Here is a 17,347-nt window from a genome sequence, read left to right as displayed (position 1 = left end):
CCTTAATCTTAAGCGCGTTCGCTGATAGCAGGCACTGGGCGAAGTTCTTCGCCTGTGTATTCTGCTGACGGGCGAATAATACGGTTGTCAGCGCGCTGTTCCATAACGTGTGCCGCCCAACCAGTTAGACGAGACATTACGAAGATTGGTGTGAACAACGGCGTAGGAATACCCATGAAGTTGTACGCAGAGGCATGGAAGAAATCGGCGTTACAGAAAAGTTTCTTCTCGCGCCACATCACTTCTTCACAGCGAACAGACACAGGGTAAAGTACGTCGTCACCCACATCAGCAGCCAGTTTTTCAGACCATTTCTTGATAATTTCGTTACGCGGGTCAGAGTCTGAGTAAATAGCATGGCCAAAGCCCATGATCTTCTCTTTGCGCTCAAGCATGCCCATCATTTTTTCTTCTGCGTCATCAGCAGAGGTAAAGCCCTCGATCATTTCCATGGCGGCTTCGTTAGCACCACCGTGAAGCGGGCCGCGAAGTGAGCCGATAGCACCCGTTACACAAGAATGCATATCAGATAAGGTTGAAGCGCAAACACGTGCAGTGAAGGTAGACGCGTTAAATTCATGCTCTGCATAAAGAATTAACGATACATGCATGACCTGTTCGTGAAGTTCACGTGGCTTTTCGCCATGAAGCATATGAAGGAAGTGACCTCCAATTGAGTCGTCATCGGTTTCAACGTCTACGCGCACGCCGTCGTGCGAGAAGCGGTACCAGTAACAAATGATACTTGGGAAGCAAGCTAACATACGGTCTGTCACGTCTTGCTGCTGGTCAAAGCTCGTTTCCATTTCAAGGTTACCTAGCATTGAGCAGCCCGTGCGAAGTACGTCCATTGGGTGAGCATTTTTTGGTATGCGCTCTAGCACTTCTTTAAGCGCTGTAGGAAGGCCGCGCATGCTGCGAAGTTTTGTTTTATAAGCGTCTAGCTCAGACTGGTTAGGTAGCTTGCCCTTTAGAATAAGGTACGCTACTTCTTCAAATTGACAGTTTTGCGCTAAGTCTTTTACGTCGTAGCCACGATACGTTAAACCAGAACCTGATTTACCTACGGTTGATAATGCTGTTTTGCCTGCAACTTGGCCGCGTAAACCCGCGCCACTTAACTGTTTAGCCATCTTGTTGTCTCCGGTCTTGTAAAATTTGTAAGGTACTTTTTTAAAAATTTAGAAATAAAAACTATATTGAACTCATCAGGCGAGTGGGGTGCGAGGCACCGAGAGAGTGGGGGCGGTGCACGGGGCGTTACCCCTTTGAGGCATGGATGCCGAAACGGAGCCCCCATGGATGGGTTCACGGCGTGGTAACGCCCTGTGTACCGTTCCAGCTTCAATGGTGCCTCGCACCTCACTCGCTTCCTGCTGTTTCGTATTCGTGTTAGTTCTTACCTTCTGCGAATAGAGCATCTAGTTTTTGCTCGTACTCGTGGTAGCCAAGATAATCGTACAGTTCCATGCGTGTCTGCATGCTGTCGACAACGGCTTTTTGGTCGCCGTTTTCAAGTATAGATTTGTAAACCATTTCTGCTGCTTTATTCATCGCACGGAATGCACTTAGTGGGTAAAGCACCATGTCGGCACCCCATTCACCAAGCTCTTCTTTATTCCATAGTTCGGTTTTGCCGAACTCAGTGATATTGGCAAGGATTGGAACGTCTAGCGCTTCAGCAAATGCACGGTAATGTTCTTCGGTTTGCACTGCTTCGGCGAATATGCCGTCAGCTCCCGCTGCAACATAGGCTTTTGCGCGTTCAATGGCTTTGTCTAAACCTTCTTGTGCGAACGCGTCGGTGCGCGCCATAATAAAAAAGTCTGGGTCAGTTCTAGCGTCAACTGCAGCTTTTATGCGGTCTACCATTTCTTCTGTGCTAACAATTTCTTTGTTAGGACGGTGACCACAGCGTTTTTGGGCTACCTGATCTTCCATATGAACTGCCGCCGCGCCTGCTTTTTCCATATCGCGAATAGTTTTGGCAATGTTAAATGCGCCGCCCCAACCGGTGTCGATGTCTACCATGAGCGGAAGATCGCACGCGCTGGTAATGCGCTGAACGTCTGCAATCACATCATTAAGTGACGTCATGCCTAAGTCCGGTAGGCCGTAAGACGCATTCGCTACGCCGCCACCTGAAAGATAAATCGCTTGGTGCCCAATAGCCTTTGCCATCATGGCAGTATAGGCGTTAATGGTGCCGACAATTTGTAGCGGTTTGTTGTTCTCTAATGCGGTTCTGAATTTCTTTCCTGCACTCATGATAATCACTCGCTTATTTGAAAGTAGGGTAGAGGTGAATTAGGTATGAAGAAGACTGAGTGGTGTTAACCATGATTAAGCTTCTTCTCAATATTATTTTTTGAATAAAGAATATGGCGACGCATTAGCATTTCAGCCAGTTCCTCGTCGCGATTGGCAATAGCGTTAACGATGTGTCTGTGTTCATCAAAGGCGGTACTTACGCGAGGGCCAGCCATACCGAGCTGTACGCGATACATACGAACAAGATGGTAAAGCCCGTCTACAAGTACGCTGATGAGATGATCGTTTTTACTGCCGGTTACAATTCTGTAGTGAAAGTCTACATCGCCGGCTTCTTGATAATAGCTTTGACCGTCTTTTACTTTATCGAAGTGGCTATCAAGCAACGCCTGCATGTCGGCAATTTCTTCATCGCTCATGTAGCGTGCAGCCAAGCGGGCGGCCATACCCTCTAATGCTTCGCGCACTTGGTATAGCTGAATAAGGCCTTCGGGGGACAGTGCAACCACACGGGCACCCACGTTAGCTTTACGTTCCACCAAGTGACAGGTAGCGAGACGATTGATGGCTTCACGAATAACGGCGCGACTGACTTCATACTTTGTCGACAATTCCATTTCACTCAGCTTACTGCCTGCTGGAATGATACCCTCAACAATATCCTTTCTTAATTGAAAGAAAGTGCGGTCGGCATTGGTGATGGCTTGTTCGCTTTTTACTAACACTGTATAGAATCTTAAAATGGCTAATGTCGACAATATATGCCCATTTTGGCGTTTTTTCAACCTTGAAAGGTTTGGATTGTCGACAACGAGAGTAAGATATTAGTCTGATAGTCTTGTTTAGCGGCCTGTGTTGACAGTTGTGCAATGGTTTAATGCGATACGCAAACAGAGCCATGTGTCAATTTACGCCCATTAGGCGAACCTTGCGCAACCATATTGATAGCTACTGCCCGGACGGAGGAGGGAATTTGGTAACGAAAGTTACATACAGAGGTTCTGAGCTAAAGAATGATTCAAGCCAATGGTGATTTGTTTAAAGTTTGTCCATCTGGTCTAGGTCTTCTTTGCTTTATTCGCTTAGGTGTTGTGAAGAGATAGAGTAAATTATCTTTATGATATCTAATTGTTTTTATGGAATTTATACATACTTTTTGTTTGATGCTTAACCTAACCAATTAGTCTAATTTTGAAGTCTTATTTTAGTAAAAGTGTAATATTTTACTTTGCAAGATCGTAATCTAACGGTAACATATCGTTCCAGTCTTCAAGCCTAAATTCTTCGTACTGAATTTTAGAGGGCTGGAAAAGTAAGTTCTACTTTTAAAGCAGACTTTCATTGAAAGTAAGTTTGTAATGTTTTATTGCGACTTACTTTTTTATTGCCTGTAATCCAGTATAAGCACAAGGTTATGTGCGCCTCTTAAATTAGTGAGTTTAGTCTTTCAAAGTTCCAAAGAAGAACTTGAAGCGGCCTAAAAATATTATTACACCTAACACTCACGCAAAGGGGTTATACCATGAAAACCAATACTGACGTGTCTAAGGCACTCGCCAGTAAGCTTTCACCTGTCGCACTAGCAGTAGCGATGACCGTTCCAGCAATTTCAAATATTGCCGTTGCCCAAGAAGCAGAAGCAACTGAAGAGCAACAATTTGAAGCCATTACCGTTACCGCAACAAAACGCCCTCAAGTTATCTATGAAGTTCCAATTGCTATTAGCGCCTTCGATGGCGACAAGTTAGCTGACCAAGGTATTACTGACCTGACTGACGTTGGTAAATTCGTTCCAAACCTAAATGTTACTGGTTTCTCTGCCGGCCACACATCGTCTGTAAACCCATTTATTCGTGGTATTGGTCTTCAAGATCACCTAATCACAACCGATCCGGGTGTGAGTGTTTATGTAGACGGTGTTTATCTGGGCCGTCAGGTTGGTCAAAACTGGAGCCTAAATAATATTGAGCGTATTGAGGTACTTCGTGGCCCTCAAGGTACGCTATATGGTCGTAACTCGATTGGTGGTGCAATTAACATCATCACAAAAGAGCCAGACCAAGGTGATGTAACCAAAATCAACACTGAATTTGGTACACGTGGTCGCGTTAAAGCTGATCTTTTTGTTAACCACGGTCTTTCAGAAACCGTAGCGTTTAACATGAACCTGTCATTTAACAAGCGCGATGGTCTTGGTGAGTTCATCAACGTGCCTAACGCCGAGTACGATGTTGGTGAGACTGAAGATGTTTCTGGCCGCGTTTCTCTTAAGTGGGAGCCATCAAATGACTTCCGCATGGTATTAACTGCAGATGCTAACAATGGTGACGGCGGTCTGCGTCCTTACACTGTGCTAATTGATGAAGTGGGTTCAGATCGCTACTTCGGTGGTCAGAATGGTGTTGGCGTACCGTTACGAAACACAGATGTGACACCTGAAGGCGCTGATATCTACGACAATGCAACAGGTACTGAAGCAGTAACTGGCGTGTCGAACGAAGCGCGTGGTCTTTCACTCACTACGGAGTGGGACATTAACGAAGACTACACTGCAAAGGTTGTTGCAAGCCAGCGTACATCTAAGTACAAAGCAGGTCTTGATGATGACGGTACAATTTACTCGTTGGATCAGTTCCCTGAGCGTGGCGAAGCCGATCAAACATCAATCGAACTTCAGCTTAACGGCTATATCAACGAATACACTGACTTTGTTGCTGGTGTTTACTACTTCAATGAAGAAGGTAGCAACCGTCAAGGTGACGACTCTAGTTTTGACGGTGGGGCTAACCTGCTAGAGCTCGATCAAGAAACCACTTCAAAAGCGGTTTACGTTAACGTTCGCCGTGACTTAACTGATGAGCTTAGCCTTTCTGGTGGCCTTCGTTACACGAAAGATGAAAAAGAAGCATCAGCGAACGTATTTTCAGCACTTGGTACTATCTATGATTCAAATGATTGGGACGAAGTGACGTGGGAACTCGCCACTAACTACACATTTGAAAATGGCATGACAGGCTATGCGACAATTCAGTCTGGCTACCAGTCGGGTCAATTCCCAGCACGTCCTTACTGCCTAATTGGTGAGTTCTTCGGTGCAGGTGGCTTTGATGATATCGAAGGCGCTCAAGCGGCGGTTCGCGCAAATAACTGTTTTACGGCGTCTGACAATATTACTGCTACTAACTATGAAGTAGGTATTAAAGGTCGTGTGAATGATTACTTCGACATTAGCGTTGCAGTATTTAACACTGAGTTTGAAGATCTTCCTTACCAAGTAAGTCGCGTGAGCGAAGGTGGCTTCGACACCGCAAACCTTGTGGTAGAGCAAACATCTCGTGGTGTTGAAGCTGATGCTACGTTTACCTATGGCAACTTCAGCATGATGACCAGCGTTGGTTATATGGATGTTGATGTTGAAGAGCAAGATGGATTCAATCCTGTAGCGCCACTTACTCCAGACCTAACCCTTGCAATTGGTCCGCAGTATACCTTTGAGCTTGATGGTGGTGATTCAATTCGCGTACGTGCAGATTACTCATATCGTGCAGAAATGTATGGTGAGCCTACTTCAGCACCTGAGCGTATGACTAAACTTGATAGCCGTGAGCTTGTTAACTTCGACATCGCTTATACGCCAGCGAATGATGCGTATACTGTTGCACTTTACGGTCGCAATATTTTTGATGAGCGTTACGACAATGCACGCTTGAATACAGGTGACTACATCCTGCAAATTCTAAGCAACGACGCAAGCGAGTTTGGTGTTAGATTCTCAACTGAATTCTAATAGCTACAACGAGTTACAATTATAAAGCCAGTCTAAAGACTGGCTTTTTTTTGCTTATTTTTTCTTGTTTTATCTTCATTATTAGCATAGTTTTAAAACTGTTCTAAAAATGCCCAGCAACTATTTATGAAAGTGAAAGCACTTTACGGTATTGGTTTTCTTGTTGTTAATATGCTTTTGTCAGGGTGTACCTACACGGTGTATTTACCCGACGATGAAGATATAAACGCGAAGAAAAACGGCAAGGTTGTAGTTGCTAAACCTGAATTTGGTAACCAATGTCGTTATAGCGGAAACGGTGAGTATGGCGCGTGCCCAACGTCAAATAGTGAAATGGTTGGAACATCGTGTTCTTGTCCAACACCTTCAGGGCAGATTATGGGAACGGTGTCGAAATAGAAGACGTGCTTTTGTAGTAAGTAGGGCCTTTCAATCATACGGAGATGGAGCGTGGGATTGTTTACCAGTTTTAAAAAATCGCGGTTAGAAAAAAAGTTTAAGAAAAACGAATGGGTAATCATTCAACCTATTCCGTTCGCTCAATTTGAACAACTTATCGTAGACCATGTAGACGGAGGTTGGGAAATAGAAGATGACTACGAACGGCTCGCTGAAACGACCGCTAAGTGGCAGTGTGAATTACGCAAAGGTACGAGTATTTTAACCTGCGTATGGACCGCTAAACAGCAAGGTATCGTATACGGTCCCGAACGCGTGCTTACCGGTTTGTCTGAAAAGCTAAATATACCGACGTCTACAGCAATTGCTACGACGTGGTTTTAAGCCTTTATTATAGCCAACCTTTTTGTTTAGCTATGCGAGCAGCATCTACGCGGTTGGTCGCATCGAGCTTTGAAATAGCCTCAGAGAGGTAGTTTCTTACCGTACCTTCAGATAAAAACAGTGATTGAGCAATGCCTTGGGTTTTAAGCCCTTCTGAAGCAAGTTTTAGTGCGGACATTTCTTTTTGCGACAGTGGATTGTTGTCGTCAAGAGCCATGATGGCGAGCTCAGTCGAAATTACCTTTTCTCCCGCAGAGACTTTGTGAATGGCATCTATCAGGTAGTCGCTGTCAGACTCTTTCAATATAAAACCCTTAACCCCTAAACTTAATGCACGCTTGATGTAGCCTGGTTTAGAAAAGGTAGTCATTAATACCACCTTGGTATTGAGATTTTGCTTTGCAATGTGGGCGGCTAGATCTAGCCCTGAAACCAGCGGCATTTCAATATCGCTTAAAATAATGTGTGGTGCAGGGTTATCATTTAAATAATCAATGGCTTCCTTTCCATTACTGCACTTTTCAACAATGGTTAAGTCGTCTTCTAATGACAGAAGCATGGCAATGGCATCGCGAACCAGCGACTGATCTTCAACAATCAAAATGGTAGTTGGCGCTTTTGAGTTCATAGGGAAGCCTTATGTGACAAAGCTTGCTCGGCAGTAAGCTGAACCCTGACAATAGGGTGGGGAAGGAAAGAAATGTCCACATCCGCATGAATAGACGCCGCGCGTTCTCTAATTCCCATTAATCCGTTTCCTTCTTTAATTGATGCGGTGTTCTCAACTACGCCATGATCTTTATAGGTCATTTTCACGGTTTGCTCATTAACTTCAAGATCAAGGGATACCGCGTTACCGTTTGAATAGCGTAAGGTATTGGTTGTCAGCTCTTTGATAATAAGCGCAAGCTGGCTTTCTTGTTTAGCGCTTAAACGTGCTTCAGCGCCGCCTTCAATATCGGTTGTAACATTAAAGCCGTTTTCTTCTAACAGTGATTTGTCTTTTGCTATTTCATCGCTAAGAGAAAGCTGCTTGATATCTGACACTGCTTGACGAATATCACTCAGTAGCGCTTGAGAAAGCTGTGCCAGCGCTTTCACCTCGCGATGCGCGTCTTCAATCTTATCTTTGCTTATGAGTTTATCGGCCAGTTGTGCCTTTAACGAAATAGAGCTGAGTGCGTGACCCGCAACATCATGTAAGTCTCTGCCTATTCGCTCACGTTCAGCGATCGCAGACAATACTCGTAGTGCTTCGGCTTGCTGGCTCTCTTTCAGACTATGGAGCGTTTCTTTGCGCTCCATAACACCAAACCCGAATAGCACTAAGCTGTTGAGCAACGAAGCACTTAAAAGAAAATGTGCGTTATTAAATACGGTAATGTGCAGTGACACGAGTACCAGCATCATCACGCCTATGCTCATTATGCCTGTCTTGAGCGAATTGTAATAACCTACGATAAAAGCAATAAAGCCGATAATGGTTGCGCCACCAGGGTTTTGAAAGCTGCATGCTACCGAAAGTAGAAACATGAGTAGCAAATAAGTGGGCAGTGTTTTAACAGGCTGGTTTATGGCTTTAATGTAAAGAATGACAAAGCTAAGGTATCCCAGGGTTTGAAGTACCCATGTTTCGATGGGAAGAGGACGGGAAATAATGAGTGGAACAAAGAAGAACAGTGAAAAAAACAAGCTTCCGTGAGACCAGCGCTTTTTCCGTCCACTTGCCAAAAGGGGCATGTCAGGCGCGGTGCTCTCGTTTTTGACGGCAGGCACCGCGCTGTAACTATCTTGTATGCTTTTATTGCTGAGCATTGTGAGTACTTCGTCCCTACTGAAATACAACGGCAGACTTGCTAGTAATTAGCAGCGTACCAGAGATAATCAACATAATACCCAGCACGGCATAAATGTCGAAAGTTTGTTTCCAAAATACCACCGAAGCAGCAGTGATAAGTGCGATTCCCATACCCGACCAAATGGCGTAGGCGACCCCAATTCCCATATTCTTTAAGACCATGGCAAACAGCATCCCAGATATCGCGTAGAAAAAGATAGCGCCGTACCCAAAAGCCCACTTCTCCCATCCGTTCGACATTTTAAGCAGCATGGTAGCGGTAACTTCGGTGATAACTGCAACTGCTAAAAGTAAATAAGTCATAATGCATTCCTTCTTAGTTAAAGTGAAATTAGTTAGATTTGATTGATTGAAAACGGCGTTCAAGGGTGATTAATGACACAATGTAGACAGCGACAATCACAGCCGATATTGCCTCTACCCGTGCATCGGGAAACAAGTACCAGGCGGCGACAATGCCGAAGGTTCTGGTTAGCGTGTGAAAGTAGCCTATCCAGTGTTCGATAGCCCATGATAAAGGCATCCACATCAGGCCTGCGAGAATGCCAATACTCAATGGAACGGTGGTGTGGTCGATGGCTGCAACGGGAAGCGCAATGGCAAATACCATTAGGCTCATGATCATGCCAACGAAGAAAAGACGATCAAAACTGTTCTTTGCTGCCTTCTTGGCAAAAAATCGCTCGCCGGTGAGGTAGGAGAGACCTGCACCGAGGTAGAAGATGGCACCTGTGCCGATATACAGCAACCAGGTTATGGTTAATTCAGATACAAAAGGAGCGCTGATACCAAGCAGAGCCCAAACAACAGTGCCTGCCAGCGGCATGGCAATGAATCGGTTCTTTTTAAAATCTTCGCGCTGCTGTTCCAACGGGATGGAAGCATTCTGAGCGGGAGTTATTGACGAAGCGTGAGATACTTGTTCCATGAGCTTTACCTGATGTTGTAATGTCTATAGGTAAAGTATGCCGAGGTACCTCAGATTGCGTTAGTCACAAACGTCACCAATCGCGTATGACAATTGTCATCAGTTCACTTAATGAAGCCTATGAACTAAGTCTGTCGTGCTTTTTTCGCTTTTCGTTTGTTTAACACTGAATCACCATCTTCCTTAGACAGCATTAAGCTATCGTAAATGCTGACAAGTGCTACTGCGGCCATAAACATCATAGATAGCGTAAACGTTTGTAGGTTTGGCATATTGGCGCTTTGTCCAAGAATGAATGCTGCAGCAGCGATAGCAAGCGCAGAAAGGGTAATGCCAAGACCGCGGTTCATTTGCATTAAAATGGCGCCTAGCGTGTTTGCGTCTCGCATTTTATTGGGTGGTACGTCGGCAAAAGCAATGGTGTTTATTAACGTTAAGTGCATTGAGCGAGTAATACCGTTAACAAATAAAATAACGGCAATAGTAAATGACGATGTGGAGTGATTTATCATCGCGAGCGCCACAAAACCAAGGGCGATGAGCACGCCGTTTACTACAAGCACGCGTTTGAAGCCGAAGGTATTCATGATCCACGTTGTCGCTGGCTTTATCGCTAAGTTTCCAGCAAACAGCCACAGCAACAGTGAGCCGGCTTCTACAGGTGAGTAACCTAATCCAAGCTGGAGCATGAGTGGCACAAGAAACGGTGCACTGCCAAGTGCGACACGCATAACAGAGCCGCCAAACACAGTAAGCCGGAAGGTTTTGTGTTGCATCGCATCGAAAGAAAATAGTGGGTTCTTGGCCGTTTTTACGTGTTTGACTGCCAATACCATGAGTACTAAGCCAATAGCGATGATGCCAAGTGGTCGAATAAGCTTGTCGCTGGTACTCGCTAAAAACTCGATCCCCGCCATAAATAGCGCAAAGCCGATACCGGTGAGCAAAAAGCCTTTAATATCGAATTTACCTACATTGCCTTTAATGTTTTTAAGGAGATACAGTGACGCGATGATAGCGATAATGCCCAGTGGAATATTCATATAAAAAATCCACTGCCAGCTGAAATGAGTGGCGATGTAACCGCCTAGCACGGGACCTAGTAGCGGTGCGCTTAACGCAGGCCAGGTTATAATGGCCACGGTTTTTACCAGCTTTTCCTTTGGCAAGTCCCGCAGAACCACTAATCTTCCCACGGGAACCATCATTGCCCCGCCTAAACCTTGAAGAATTCGAGATAAGGTAAATTCGAATAAGCTGGTACTCAGACCACAAAGTACCGAGGCAAAAGTGAATACGGCAATCGCTGCTACAAATATAGTGCGTGCGCCAAATTTATCGGCTGCGTAACCACTTAATGGAATAAAGAGTGTTACGGCTACCAAGTATGCCGATACACCAATAGATAAGTGGGCTGCCGGCACATTGAAGTCGGCAGCAATGACAGGTAACGCCGTGGTGATAACCGTGGCGTCTAAAATTTCCATAAAGAGTGCCCCTGCAACCAAAAGGGCAGTGGCGAACTCTCTATTGAACAATTTCAAAGGCTCTAACTACGCGCGCGACACCCGTAATATTACGAGCAATATCTACAGCGGCTGTGGCTTCTAAATTGGTTAACCGACCCATCAGGAATACTTCTGAATCTTGAACCACTACCTTAACTTGTAGAGCAGGCACTCGTTCGTCTGCCACAATTTTAGTACGCACTTTTGACGCTAACCACAGATCGTTGGCTTGTGTGCCTGCACCTATCGCCTCGCCAATTCTAATTTGGTTGTGAATTTTTTTGATATAGCTTACTTCTTGGGCGCGGCGCACAGCTTCGTCAACTAAGCCTTGGTTTGGCGCTTGCCCGGTTAGCAACGCTACACCGTTATAAACATCCACTTGAAGGTTAGCTTGCTCTTTAAGCGCATCGCTTTTCGACCATTGATACGACACCGCAGCATCGGCATTTTGGTCATCAAGCTGCGTGCCTACAGTACGTCTGTCATTAGCCACTTTCGCAGCCATGGCGCCTGCAGCTCCAACGGCCACTACACACCCTTGTAATGTAAGAATTAGGGCTAATAAAGAACCCAGTAGTCCCAAATTTTTCACTTGTGTCCTCTTTACTACTCGTCGCCGTGATCGGCAGGGAATAAGCTGTCGTCAATGCATTCACATAAATTGTGAATTACCAGTAAATGAACTTCTTGAATACGCGAAGTGCGGTTTGACGGTACGCGAATTTCAACATCATGTTCACTTAAAAAGCCCGCCATTTCACCGCCGTCTTTGCCAGTAAGCGCGACAATGGTCATATCGCGAGATAATGCCGCTTCCATCGCTGCTATGACGTTACGAGAGTTACCACTGGTTGAAATAGCCAACAGTATATCTCCGGGTTGGCCGAGCGCTCGTACTTGCTTCGCAAATATTTCTTCGAAGTTATAGTCATTCGCAATAGACGTCAGGGTTGAGGTGTCTGTGCTTAATGCGATTGCCGGTAAGCTGGGACGGTCGCGCTCGTAGCGATTGAGCATGTTGGAAGCAAAATGTTGCGCATCACCTGCAGACCCGCCATTACCACAGCTCAGTACTTTATTACCTCTAATTAAGGCTTCAACGATCATGTACGCCGCTTTCTCAATATGCTCTGGCAATATTTCCGATGCCGCTATTTTGGTTTGTATGCTCTCGGTAAAATTCGCTTTTATCTGTTCAATCATGTGTCATCTCTTTGTTTTCACCAAATGGCAGACCATTTAGTGAAATTTTTTGCGCTGCATTACAGCGCCTTGATTTTTGTAATGGCCAGTATCTGAAAGTCAGAGGTTTAAACTGTGGCCTCAGCGTGAGAGAAAAATGGCCTAACGTTTATCGCTCGCGATAATCAACCCGCATTTTCTATTGAAGCGTGCGAAAAAACTCAACCAAGCTTCTTGCTTCATCTTCAACTTTAAAATTTTTCACAACGTGTTCGCGCCCGGCTTTGCCCATTTCTGCAAGTTTGTCCATATCCGAAAGCAGCAAATCCATCTTTTCTGTGACAGCTTGCTGATCTTTGGTAGGTACAATATACCCATCAACGCCTGGCCTAATGATGTCTTCCCATGCGCCCGCCTGAGTAGCTAATACCGCAGCCCCAGCACTCATGGCTTCAGGTACAGTTAATCCAAACCCTTCGTTATAGCTAAGTGCACTTACTAATGACAGTGCACTGAAGATTCTAGGAATTTGCTCAAACGGCAATTCACCGGTGAAAACAATTCGGTCAGTTAACCCGGCTCTAGAAACTTTTTCTTTAAGCTCGTTTACAAATTCTTGGTTACTCGAGGATATGGCACCTACAACTACTGCGTTCACGTCAGGGTATTTGGGCAATACTTTGATGCATGCTTCAACAAATAGATGAACGCCTTTTTGCTCTCTAACTCTGCCCAGAATACCAATGCCGTACTTGCCGCCGTAGCCTAATGCTTGCCATGCTTCTTGCTTGTTTTCTGCTGGCGTGTAGTTGTCTATTTGCACACCGTGTAGATTTATCTTGGCGGGGGGCTTATTTAGATATTTTGCAGAGCGATTACTCATTGCAATAACCGCATCCATTTTATTGCTTAACCACACCGTAGAAGCCGAACGCTTTCGCTGAGCGGCAGAGCTAAATACAAGCTTTATCTTGGCGCGAAACACGTATTTGAGGATCACACCCTGAATCATCTCGTCAACGCGACGTGCATGAAAAATTCGCCACTTACCATTACTAAGCGGGCGTCGACACATTTTTGCGACCTCCCAAAAAGTAATAGTCATTGATGGGTCTGGAACAAAATGCTTGCCCATTATCCGCAAATTTATCATATGCTTCTGTAGCGATGTTACTTGCAGCATCGTAGACGTTACGCCAGAAAAATTAGAGCTGGAGTTGCCGACTATTAGCTCTATTTCTTGGTTATCAACGCTGCTGGACGAAACCTTGTTGTTGGGATGACTCATTATTTGTGGGAACCTAAGAAACTTTCATCAAACCGATGAAGGGTTGCAAATCATAAGATAAAACAAACGGAATACGTCTGACATAAAGACACTTTCATCAATATCGGCCGCGCTCATCGTTGGCGTACGCTTCTAGTCCTCTTTGGAGAACATCAGTTTAAAAGCTGGATATTGTCAGTCTTTAGCCCACGTTCTTCAACCACTGAAGGTTGTCTCCGTCTATGGCAACAACGTCTATTCGCAGAGAAGTAGACGCTGGATTTAAGCCATTATCTAACAAATAGAAATCAAACGCAGCCTGAATTCGCTGGAGCTTTTTAGCAGTCACAAATTCTAAAGCACTGCCAAACTGATTTCGTCTTCGGTATTTAATTTCAACGCACACTATGGTGCTGCCATCTTGCATTACAATGTCGAGTTCGCCACGCCGAGTGCGGTAATTTCGACATCGAAGAGTAAGGCCTTGTTCCATCAGATATTTACAGGCCTTGTCTTCTGCTGCATTCCCTTGCAGTGTTGACATAATTTTACTCCGAAAGCATTTGAACTTTTTCGTTACGAATAATTGCCTGAGGCTGTTTGCGTATTACTTCACCTTGTTGATTAAGGGAAAGTGTACCCGTTAACCCTTCGTGTGAGAGATATTTCAGCGTGTTAAGCATGCCTAGCTGAGGCAACAACTGATAAGCATCAAAACCGAACGCAAACAAACGTTTTTGCATCGTATTTTGATTTTGCCAAGCCTGTTCAACTTCGTTCTGAAGAGGTTGCCAACTATGTGAAGGCATTAACCAAGGCATGTCGATAAAGTGCACATTCTGCAGGTCACGCCATTGGTTTTTCCCGCTGTCGTAATCCATTGAACGAGAGGTGGCATACACGGGGACTTGTTTGCCATCGTATGGGTTTAAGCTCGCTTCGATAATGGGGTTAAGCAGTTCTGTGTCTTGAGGTGAGGCAAATGCAACAATGGCATCAATATCACGCCTACTGCGAGGCATGTTGTACACTTCATCATTTGTCATGTACTCAATTTGATTGATACGCTCGTTGCTTTGCGCCACATCTAGCGCCTGTGTAATTCCCTCTCGAAGTGAATTACTGTCGTTAAACGATACCGACGTTATGTTGGCGCGCTGCTTGTTTTCCTGATTGTTGAGTATTCGCCAGTGCTTTTTAAAGGTGTCGTCCATTCGCTGGTACAGACTGCTTTGTGCGGCAATAACGATAGGCGCACGATATCCTTTATTAAAGATAAATTCAGCAAGCTGCGTTGCTTCATCTTCTGGTGCTAGCCCGTAATAATTCAGCGAGGTGGGCAAGCCTAATGAGTGGAGTTCATTTTGTGTGTCATCACCTGCGAGACCTGTACCAGAGGCAAGAGCATCATCGGCTATCGCCGGATTAGATGATCCTGTTGCCAACCTTTTAGCAGACGCATTGTCTGGCAATTCGTCAGGCCTGTTTAATGCAAGTACGTTCACACCAAGCGGCAAACTGGGAATTAAACGCTCAACAGTGTCTTTTAAAAGAGGGCCAATGATGAACTTGGTATCGCCAATTTCGCTGAGTAAATGCTGTGTATCCACTTCGTTGGTGTCGATAAAACGAAGACGAGGTAGAAGGTGTTCATCTTGGCGCTTTTCAACATCGGTGTAATAAGCCGCCATGATGCCATTTTTTACGACTTGTCCCGTGCGAGCTAACCTGCCAGAAAGTGGTAGTAAAACCGCAATATCGTTGGCGCCAGCATCGGTAAGCTGGGTTGCTTCAATCACGTTTTCAGGCAAAGCGTTTTCTAATACATGACCGCGATAAACCTGCTTAAATTGCTGCAGGCTTTTGGCTAATTTTTCCGGTGACGACGCGTTTTCTTCGGTTAGTTCGCGAAGAGTAATGAAAGGAGACAGGTCGGGATAAGCACTGCCTACTGAATCTAGTGACGATGCAGGAATGGAGGTAATCCACTGCCAAACTTGTTGCACTTTTTCATCGTCAGTAAGATTGGTCTTTAATACGCTATTCGCTGCCGCAGCCAGGTTGCCTTGCTGCGTGAAGAGCTGGGTTTGAAGCTCCGCTTTTTGGAATGCGGTTTCGCCTGTACCGGTTACGCCATCCAACATAGCCAGCAATTCTTCTGCCGAGGCATCAGGCATTCCCGCATAGGCTTTGGTTACCAGAAGGGAGTAATAAGATTGATTTACCCCTGAAATACCGTCTTCTTTTACCTCATATAGCACTTGCTGAGCCAAAACGGGATGTTGATTTTGAAGGTACAGGTCAGCCGCTTGCAGCAACAGCGTATCGCGCTGTTCTTTGTTGCGGGTGCGCTCCCATACTTTTTTTGCTTCAAGGAGTTTGTGCTCAGGCGTGACGTTATCTTCAACCTGTGTGGTTTCAATTGGGGTAGGTTCCACTACCACAGGCTTTGACTGGGTTTTAGGTGTACTTCCACAGCCCGTTAGCACCAATACAGAAGCGACGGCTGATAGCGTAAAGATTTTTCCAGCTTGTCCAATATGACGCACAGTTTCATTCCTTTTACATCGTTATAGGCCAAGTTTATCTTAACCAGTGTGAAAATCTACGCTTGCCAGCATAATCTGGACTAATGGCGTGATACACTTATCGCATAATCTTCCAATTCAACGTAAGACTTAACCACTGTTATGACAGACATCGCTACCTTATATATTGTTCCAACGCCTATCGGCAATTTAGACGACATGAGTGCCAGAGCAATACGCGTATTAAGTGAAGTAAGCTGGATTGCCGCCGAGGACACCCGTCACAGCGCTCGACTTTTACAGCACTTTAGCATTGGAACGAAGACTCTTTCTCTGCACGAACATAACGAAGACAAGCGCACAGCCATGTTGTGTGAGCGCTTGAAAGGCGGGGAATCGGTAGCCTTAATTAGTGATGCTGGAACACCGCTCATCAGCGATCCGGGTTTTGTTTTAGTGCGCAAATGTCGCGAGCAAGGTATACCTGTCATTGCACTACCTGGGCCTTGCGCCGCCATAACGGCATTAAGCGCGTCAGGACTTCCCACCGACAAGTTTATATTCGAAGGTTTTTTGCCGGTTAAAACCCAAGCGCGAGAAGGCGTGTTGTCGGCCCTATTAGATAGAACCTTTACCACGGTTTATTACGAAGCACCGCGAAGAATTTTAGACACGGTTACCGATATACAGCGCGTTTTAGGCGAACGTCAGATTGTGGTAGCAAAAGAGCTTACTAAAACCTTCGAAACCTATGTGAGTGGCAGCGCGCAAGATGTAATTGATTATCTCAATGCTGATGCTGCACACCAAAAGGGAGAATTCGTGGTCATGATTGGTCCTGCTAAGGTAAGTGACCAAGCAATACCCAGTGAGGCAATGTCGCTACTGAACGCCCTGTGCGAGCATATGCCGCTCAAAAAGGCGGCAGCCGTAGTAGCTAGTCACTACGACTTGAAAAAAAATGCGCTTTATCAAGCGGGACTAAACGCAAAAGCCTAGCCAACTAGATGTATTGTTGATCTTAAGCGGCGCGGGATAAATACAAAGGAGTGTAATTTACGTCAGCCATACAGTTGATAATAGGCTGAAGCTAAAGGAGGCGCATATGACAAAGACACTTAAGATCACCATGTCTGACGGAAAATGGTTGGTTGATATATTCTCTAAAGCATACGATTCTGGTGTTTACGATTTATTTCATCCTTATACCTTTGCGGAAGTTTCCCTAAATG

General features: G+C 45.2%; 17 protein-coding genes. 4 read left to right on the top strand and 13 right to left on the bottom strand.

The window, feature by feature from the left end:
- Nucleotides 1-8: 8 nt before the first annotated feature.
- From prpC to QVA83_RS16595, 3 genes are all read right to left on the bottom strand, one after another.
- On the bottom strand, nt 9-1,133 hold the full coding sequence (prpC, locus tag QVA83_RS16605; RefSeq protein ID WP_278344044.1) for a bifunctional 2-methylcitrate synthase/citrate synthase: 1,125 nt from the start codon (nt 1,131-1,133) through the stop codon (nt 9-11).
- 259 nt (nt 1,134-1,392) lie between these two features.
- Nucleotides 1,393-2,268 carry a methylisocitrate lyase gene (prpB, locus tag QVA83_RS16600; protein ID WP_014950533.1) on the bottom strand — a complete coding sequence of 292 codons (876 nt, stop codon included), beginning with the start codon at nt 2,266-2,268 and terminating at the stop codon, nt 1,393-1,395.
- 65 nt (nt 2,269-2,333) lie between these two features.
- Nucleotides 2,334-2,996 carry a GntR family transcriptional regulator gene (locus tag QVA83_RS16595; RefSeq protein ID WP_014977261.1) on the bottom strand — a complete coding sequence of 221 codons (663 nt, stop codon included), beginning with the start codon at nt 2,994-2,996 and terminating at the stop codon, nt 2,334-2,336.
- A gap of 797 nt (nt 2,997-3,793) precedes the next feature.
- Here QVA83_RS16595 and QVA83_RS16590 point away from each other — a divergent pair.
- From QVA83_RS16590 to QVA83_RS16580, 3 genes are all read left to right on the top strand, one after another.
- Nucleotides 3,794-6,058, top strand: a complete 2,265-nt coding sequence (locus QVA83_RS16590) for a TonB-dependent receptor (protein WP_014950531.1) — start codon at nt 3,794-3,796, stop codon at nt 6,056-6,058.
- 126 nt (nt 6,059-6,184) lie between these two features.
- Nucleotides 6,185-6,457, top strand: a complete 273-nt coding sequence (locus QVA83_RS16585; protein ID WP_014950530.1) for a hypothetical protein — start codon at nt 6,185-6,187, stop codon at nt 6,455-6,457.
- 51 nt (nt 6,458-6,508) lie between these two features.
- The gene (locus tag QVA83_RS16580) at nt 6,509-6,841 is read left to right on the top strand and encodes a hypothetical protein (RefSeq protein WP_014950529.1); all 333 of its coding nucleotides are present in this window, start codon (nt 6,509-6,511) and stop codon (nt 6,839-6,841) included.
- Between the two features lie 7 nt (nt 6,842-6,848).
- Here QVA83_RS16580 and QVA83_RS16575 read toward each other — a convergent pair whose 3' ends face one another.
- The 10 genes from QVA83_RS16575 to QVA83_RS16530 all read right to left on the bottom strand — a co-directional run bounded on the left by QVA83_RS16575 (nt 6,849) and on the right by QVA83_RS16530 (nt 16,136).
- Nucleotides 6,849-7,469: a response regulator transcription factor gene (locus tag QVA83_RS16575; RefSeq protein WP_014950528.1), complete on the bottom strand. Its 621-nt coding sequence runs from the start codon at nt 7,467-7,469 to the stop codon at nt 6,849-6,851.
- Nucleotides 7,466-8,656, bottom strand: a complete 1,191-nt coding sequence (locus QVA83_RS16570) for a sensor histidine kinase (RefSeq protein ID WP_069944826.1) — start codon at nt 8,654-8,656, stop codon at nt 7,466-7,468. Before QVA83_RS16570 ends, QVA83_RS16575 begins: the two co-directional genes overlap by 4 nt.
- A gap of 16 nt (nt 8,657-8,672) precedes the next feature.
- Nucleotides 8,673-9,002 (bottom strand): DMT family transporter, encoded by a 330-nt coding sequence (locus tag QVA83_RS16565; RefSeq protein WP_014950526.1) that lies wholly within the window; start codon nt 9,000-9,002, stop codon nt 8,673-8,675.
- A gap of 28 nt (nt 9,003-9,030) precedes the next feature.
- Nucleotides 9,031-9,627, bottom strand: coding sequence for a DUF7010 family protein (locus QVA83_RS16560; RefSeq protein WP_014950525.1), 597 nt, complete (start codon nt 9,625-9,627; stop codon nt 9,031-9,033).
- Nucleotides 9,628-9,752: 125 nt separating this feature from the next.
- Nucleotides 9,753-11,135, bottom strand: a complete 1,383-nt coding sequence (locus QVA83_RS16555; RefSeq protein WP_331284381.1) for an MFS transporter — start codon at nt 11,133-11,135, stop codon at nt 9,753-9,755.
- Between the two features lie 19 nt (nt 11,136-11,154).
- Nucleotides 11,155-11,730 carry a BON domain-containing protein gene (locus tag QVA83_RS16550; RefSeq protein ID WP_014950523.1) on the bottom strand — a complete coding sequence of 192 codons (576 nt, stop codon included), beginning with the start codon at nt 11,728-11,730 and terminating at the stop codon, nt 11,155-11,157.
- Nucleotides 11,731-11,744: 14 nt separating this feature from the next.
- Nucleotides 11,745-12,341, bottom strand: coding sequence for a phosphoheptose isomerase (locus QVA83_RS16545; RefSeq protein ID WP_014950522.1), 597 nt, complete (start codon nt 12,339-12,341; stop codon nt 11,745-11,747).
- Between the two features lie 178 nt (nt 12,342-12,519).
- Complete coding sequence (locus QVA83_RS16540) at nt 12,520-13,608, bottom strand: glycosyltransferase family 4 protein (RefSeq protein WP_156078776.1); 1,089 nt, start codon at nt 13,606-13,608, stop codon at nt 12,520-12,522.
- A 181-nt stretch (nt 13,609-13,789) separates the two neighbouring features.
- A complete protein-coding gene (locus QVA83_RS16535; protein WP_156078775.1) occupies nt 13,790-14,131 on the bottom strand; it encodes a YraN family protein in 342 nt (113 codons plus the stop codon).
- A gap of 4 nt (nt 14,132-14,135) precedes the next feature.
- The gene (locus tag QVA83_RS16530) at nt 14,136-16,136 is read right to left on the bottom strand and encodes a penicillin-binding protein activator (protein WP_156078774.1); all 2,001 of its coding nucleotides are present in this window, start codon (nt 16,134-16,136) and stop codon (nt 14,136-14,138) included.
- Nucleotides 16,137-16,277: 141 nt separating this feature from the next.
- On the opposite strand from QVA83_RS16530, the gene rsmI reads away from it, so the two are divergent.
- Nucleotides 16,278-17,114, top strand: a complete 837-nt coding sequence (rsmI, locus tag QVA83_RS16525; protein ID WP_287498712.1) for a 16S rRNA (cytidine(1402)-2'-O)-methyltransferase — start codon at nt 16,278-16,280, stop codon at nt 17,112-17,114.
- Nucleotides 17,115-17,347 lie beyond the last annotated feature (233 nt).

The sequence above is a fragment of the Alteromonas sp. AO-Serp genome, assembly GCF_017849675.1.
In the GTDB taxonomy this organism is placed as follows: Bacteria; Pseudomonadota; Gammaproteobacteria; order Enterobacterales; family Alteromonadaceae; genus Alteromonas; species Alteromonas macleodii.
This window is presented reverse-complemented; position numbering and strand designations above follow the sequence as displayed.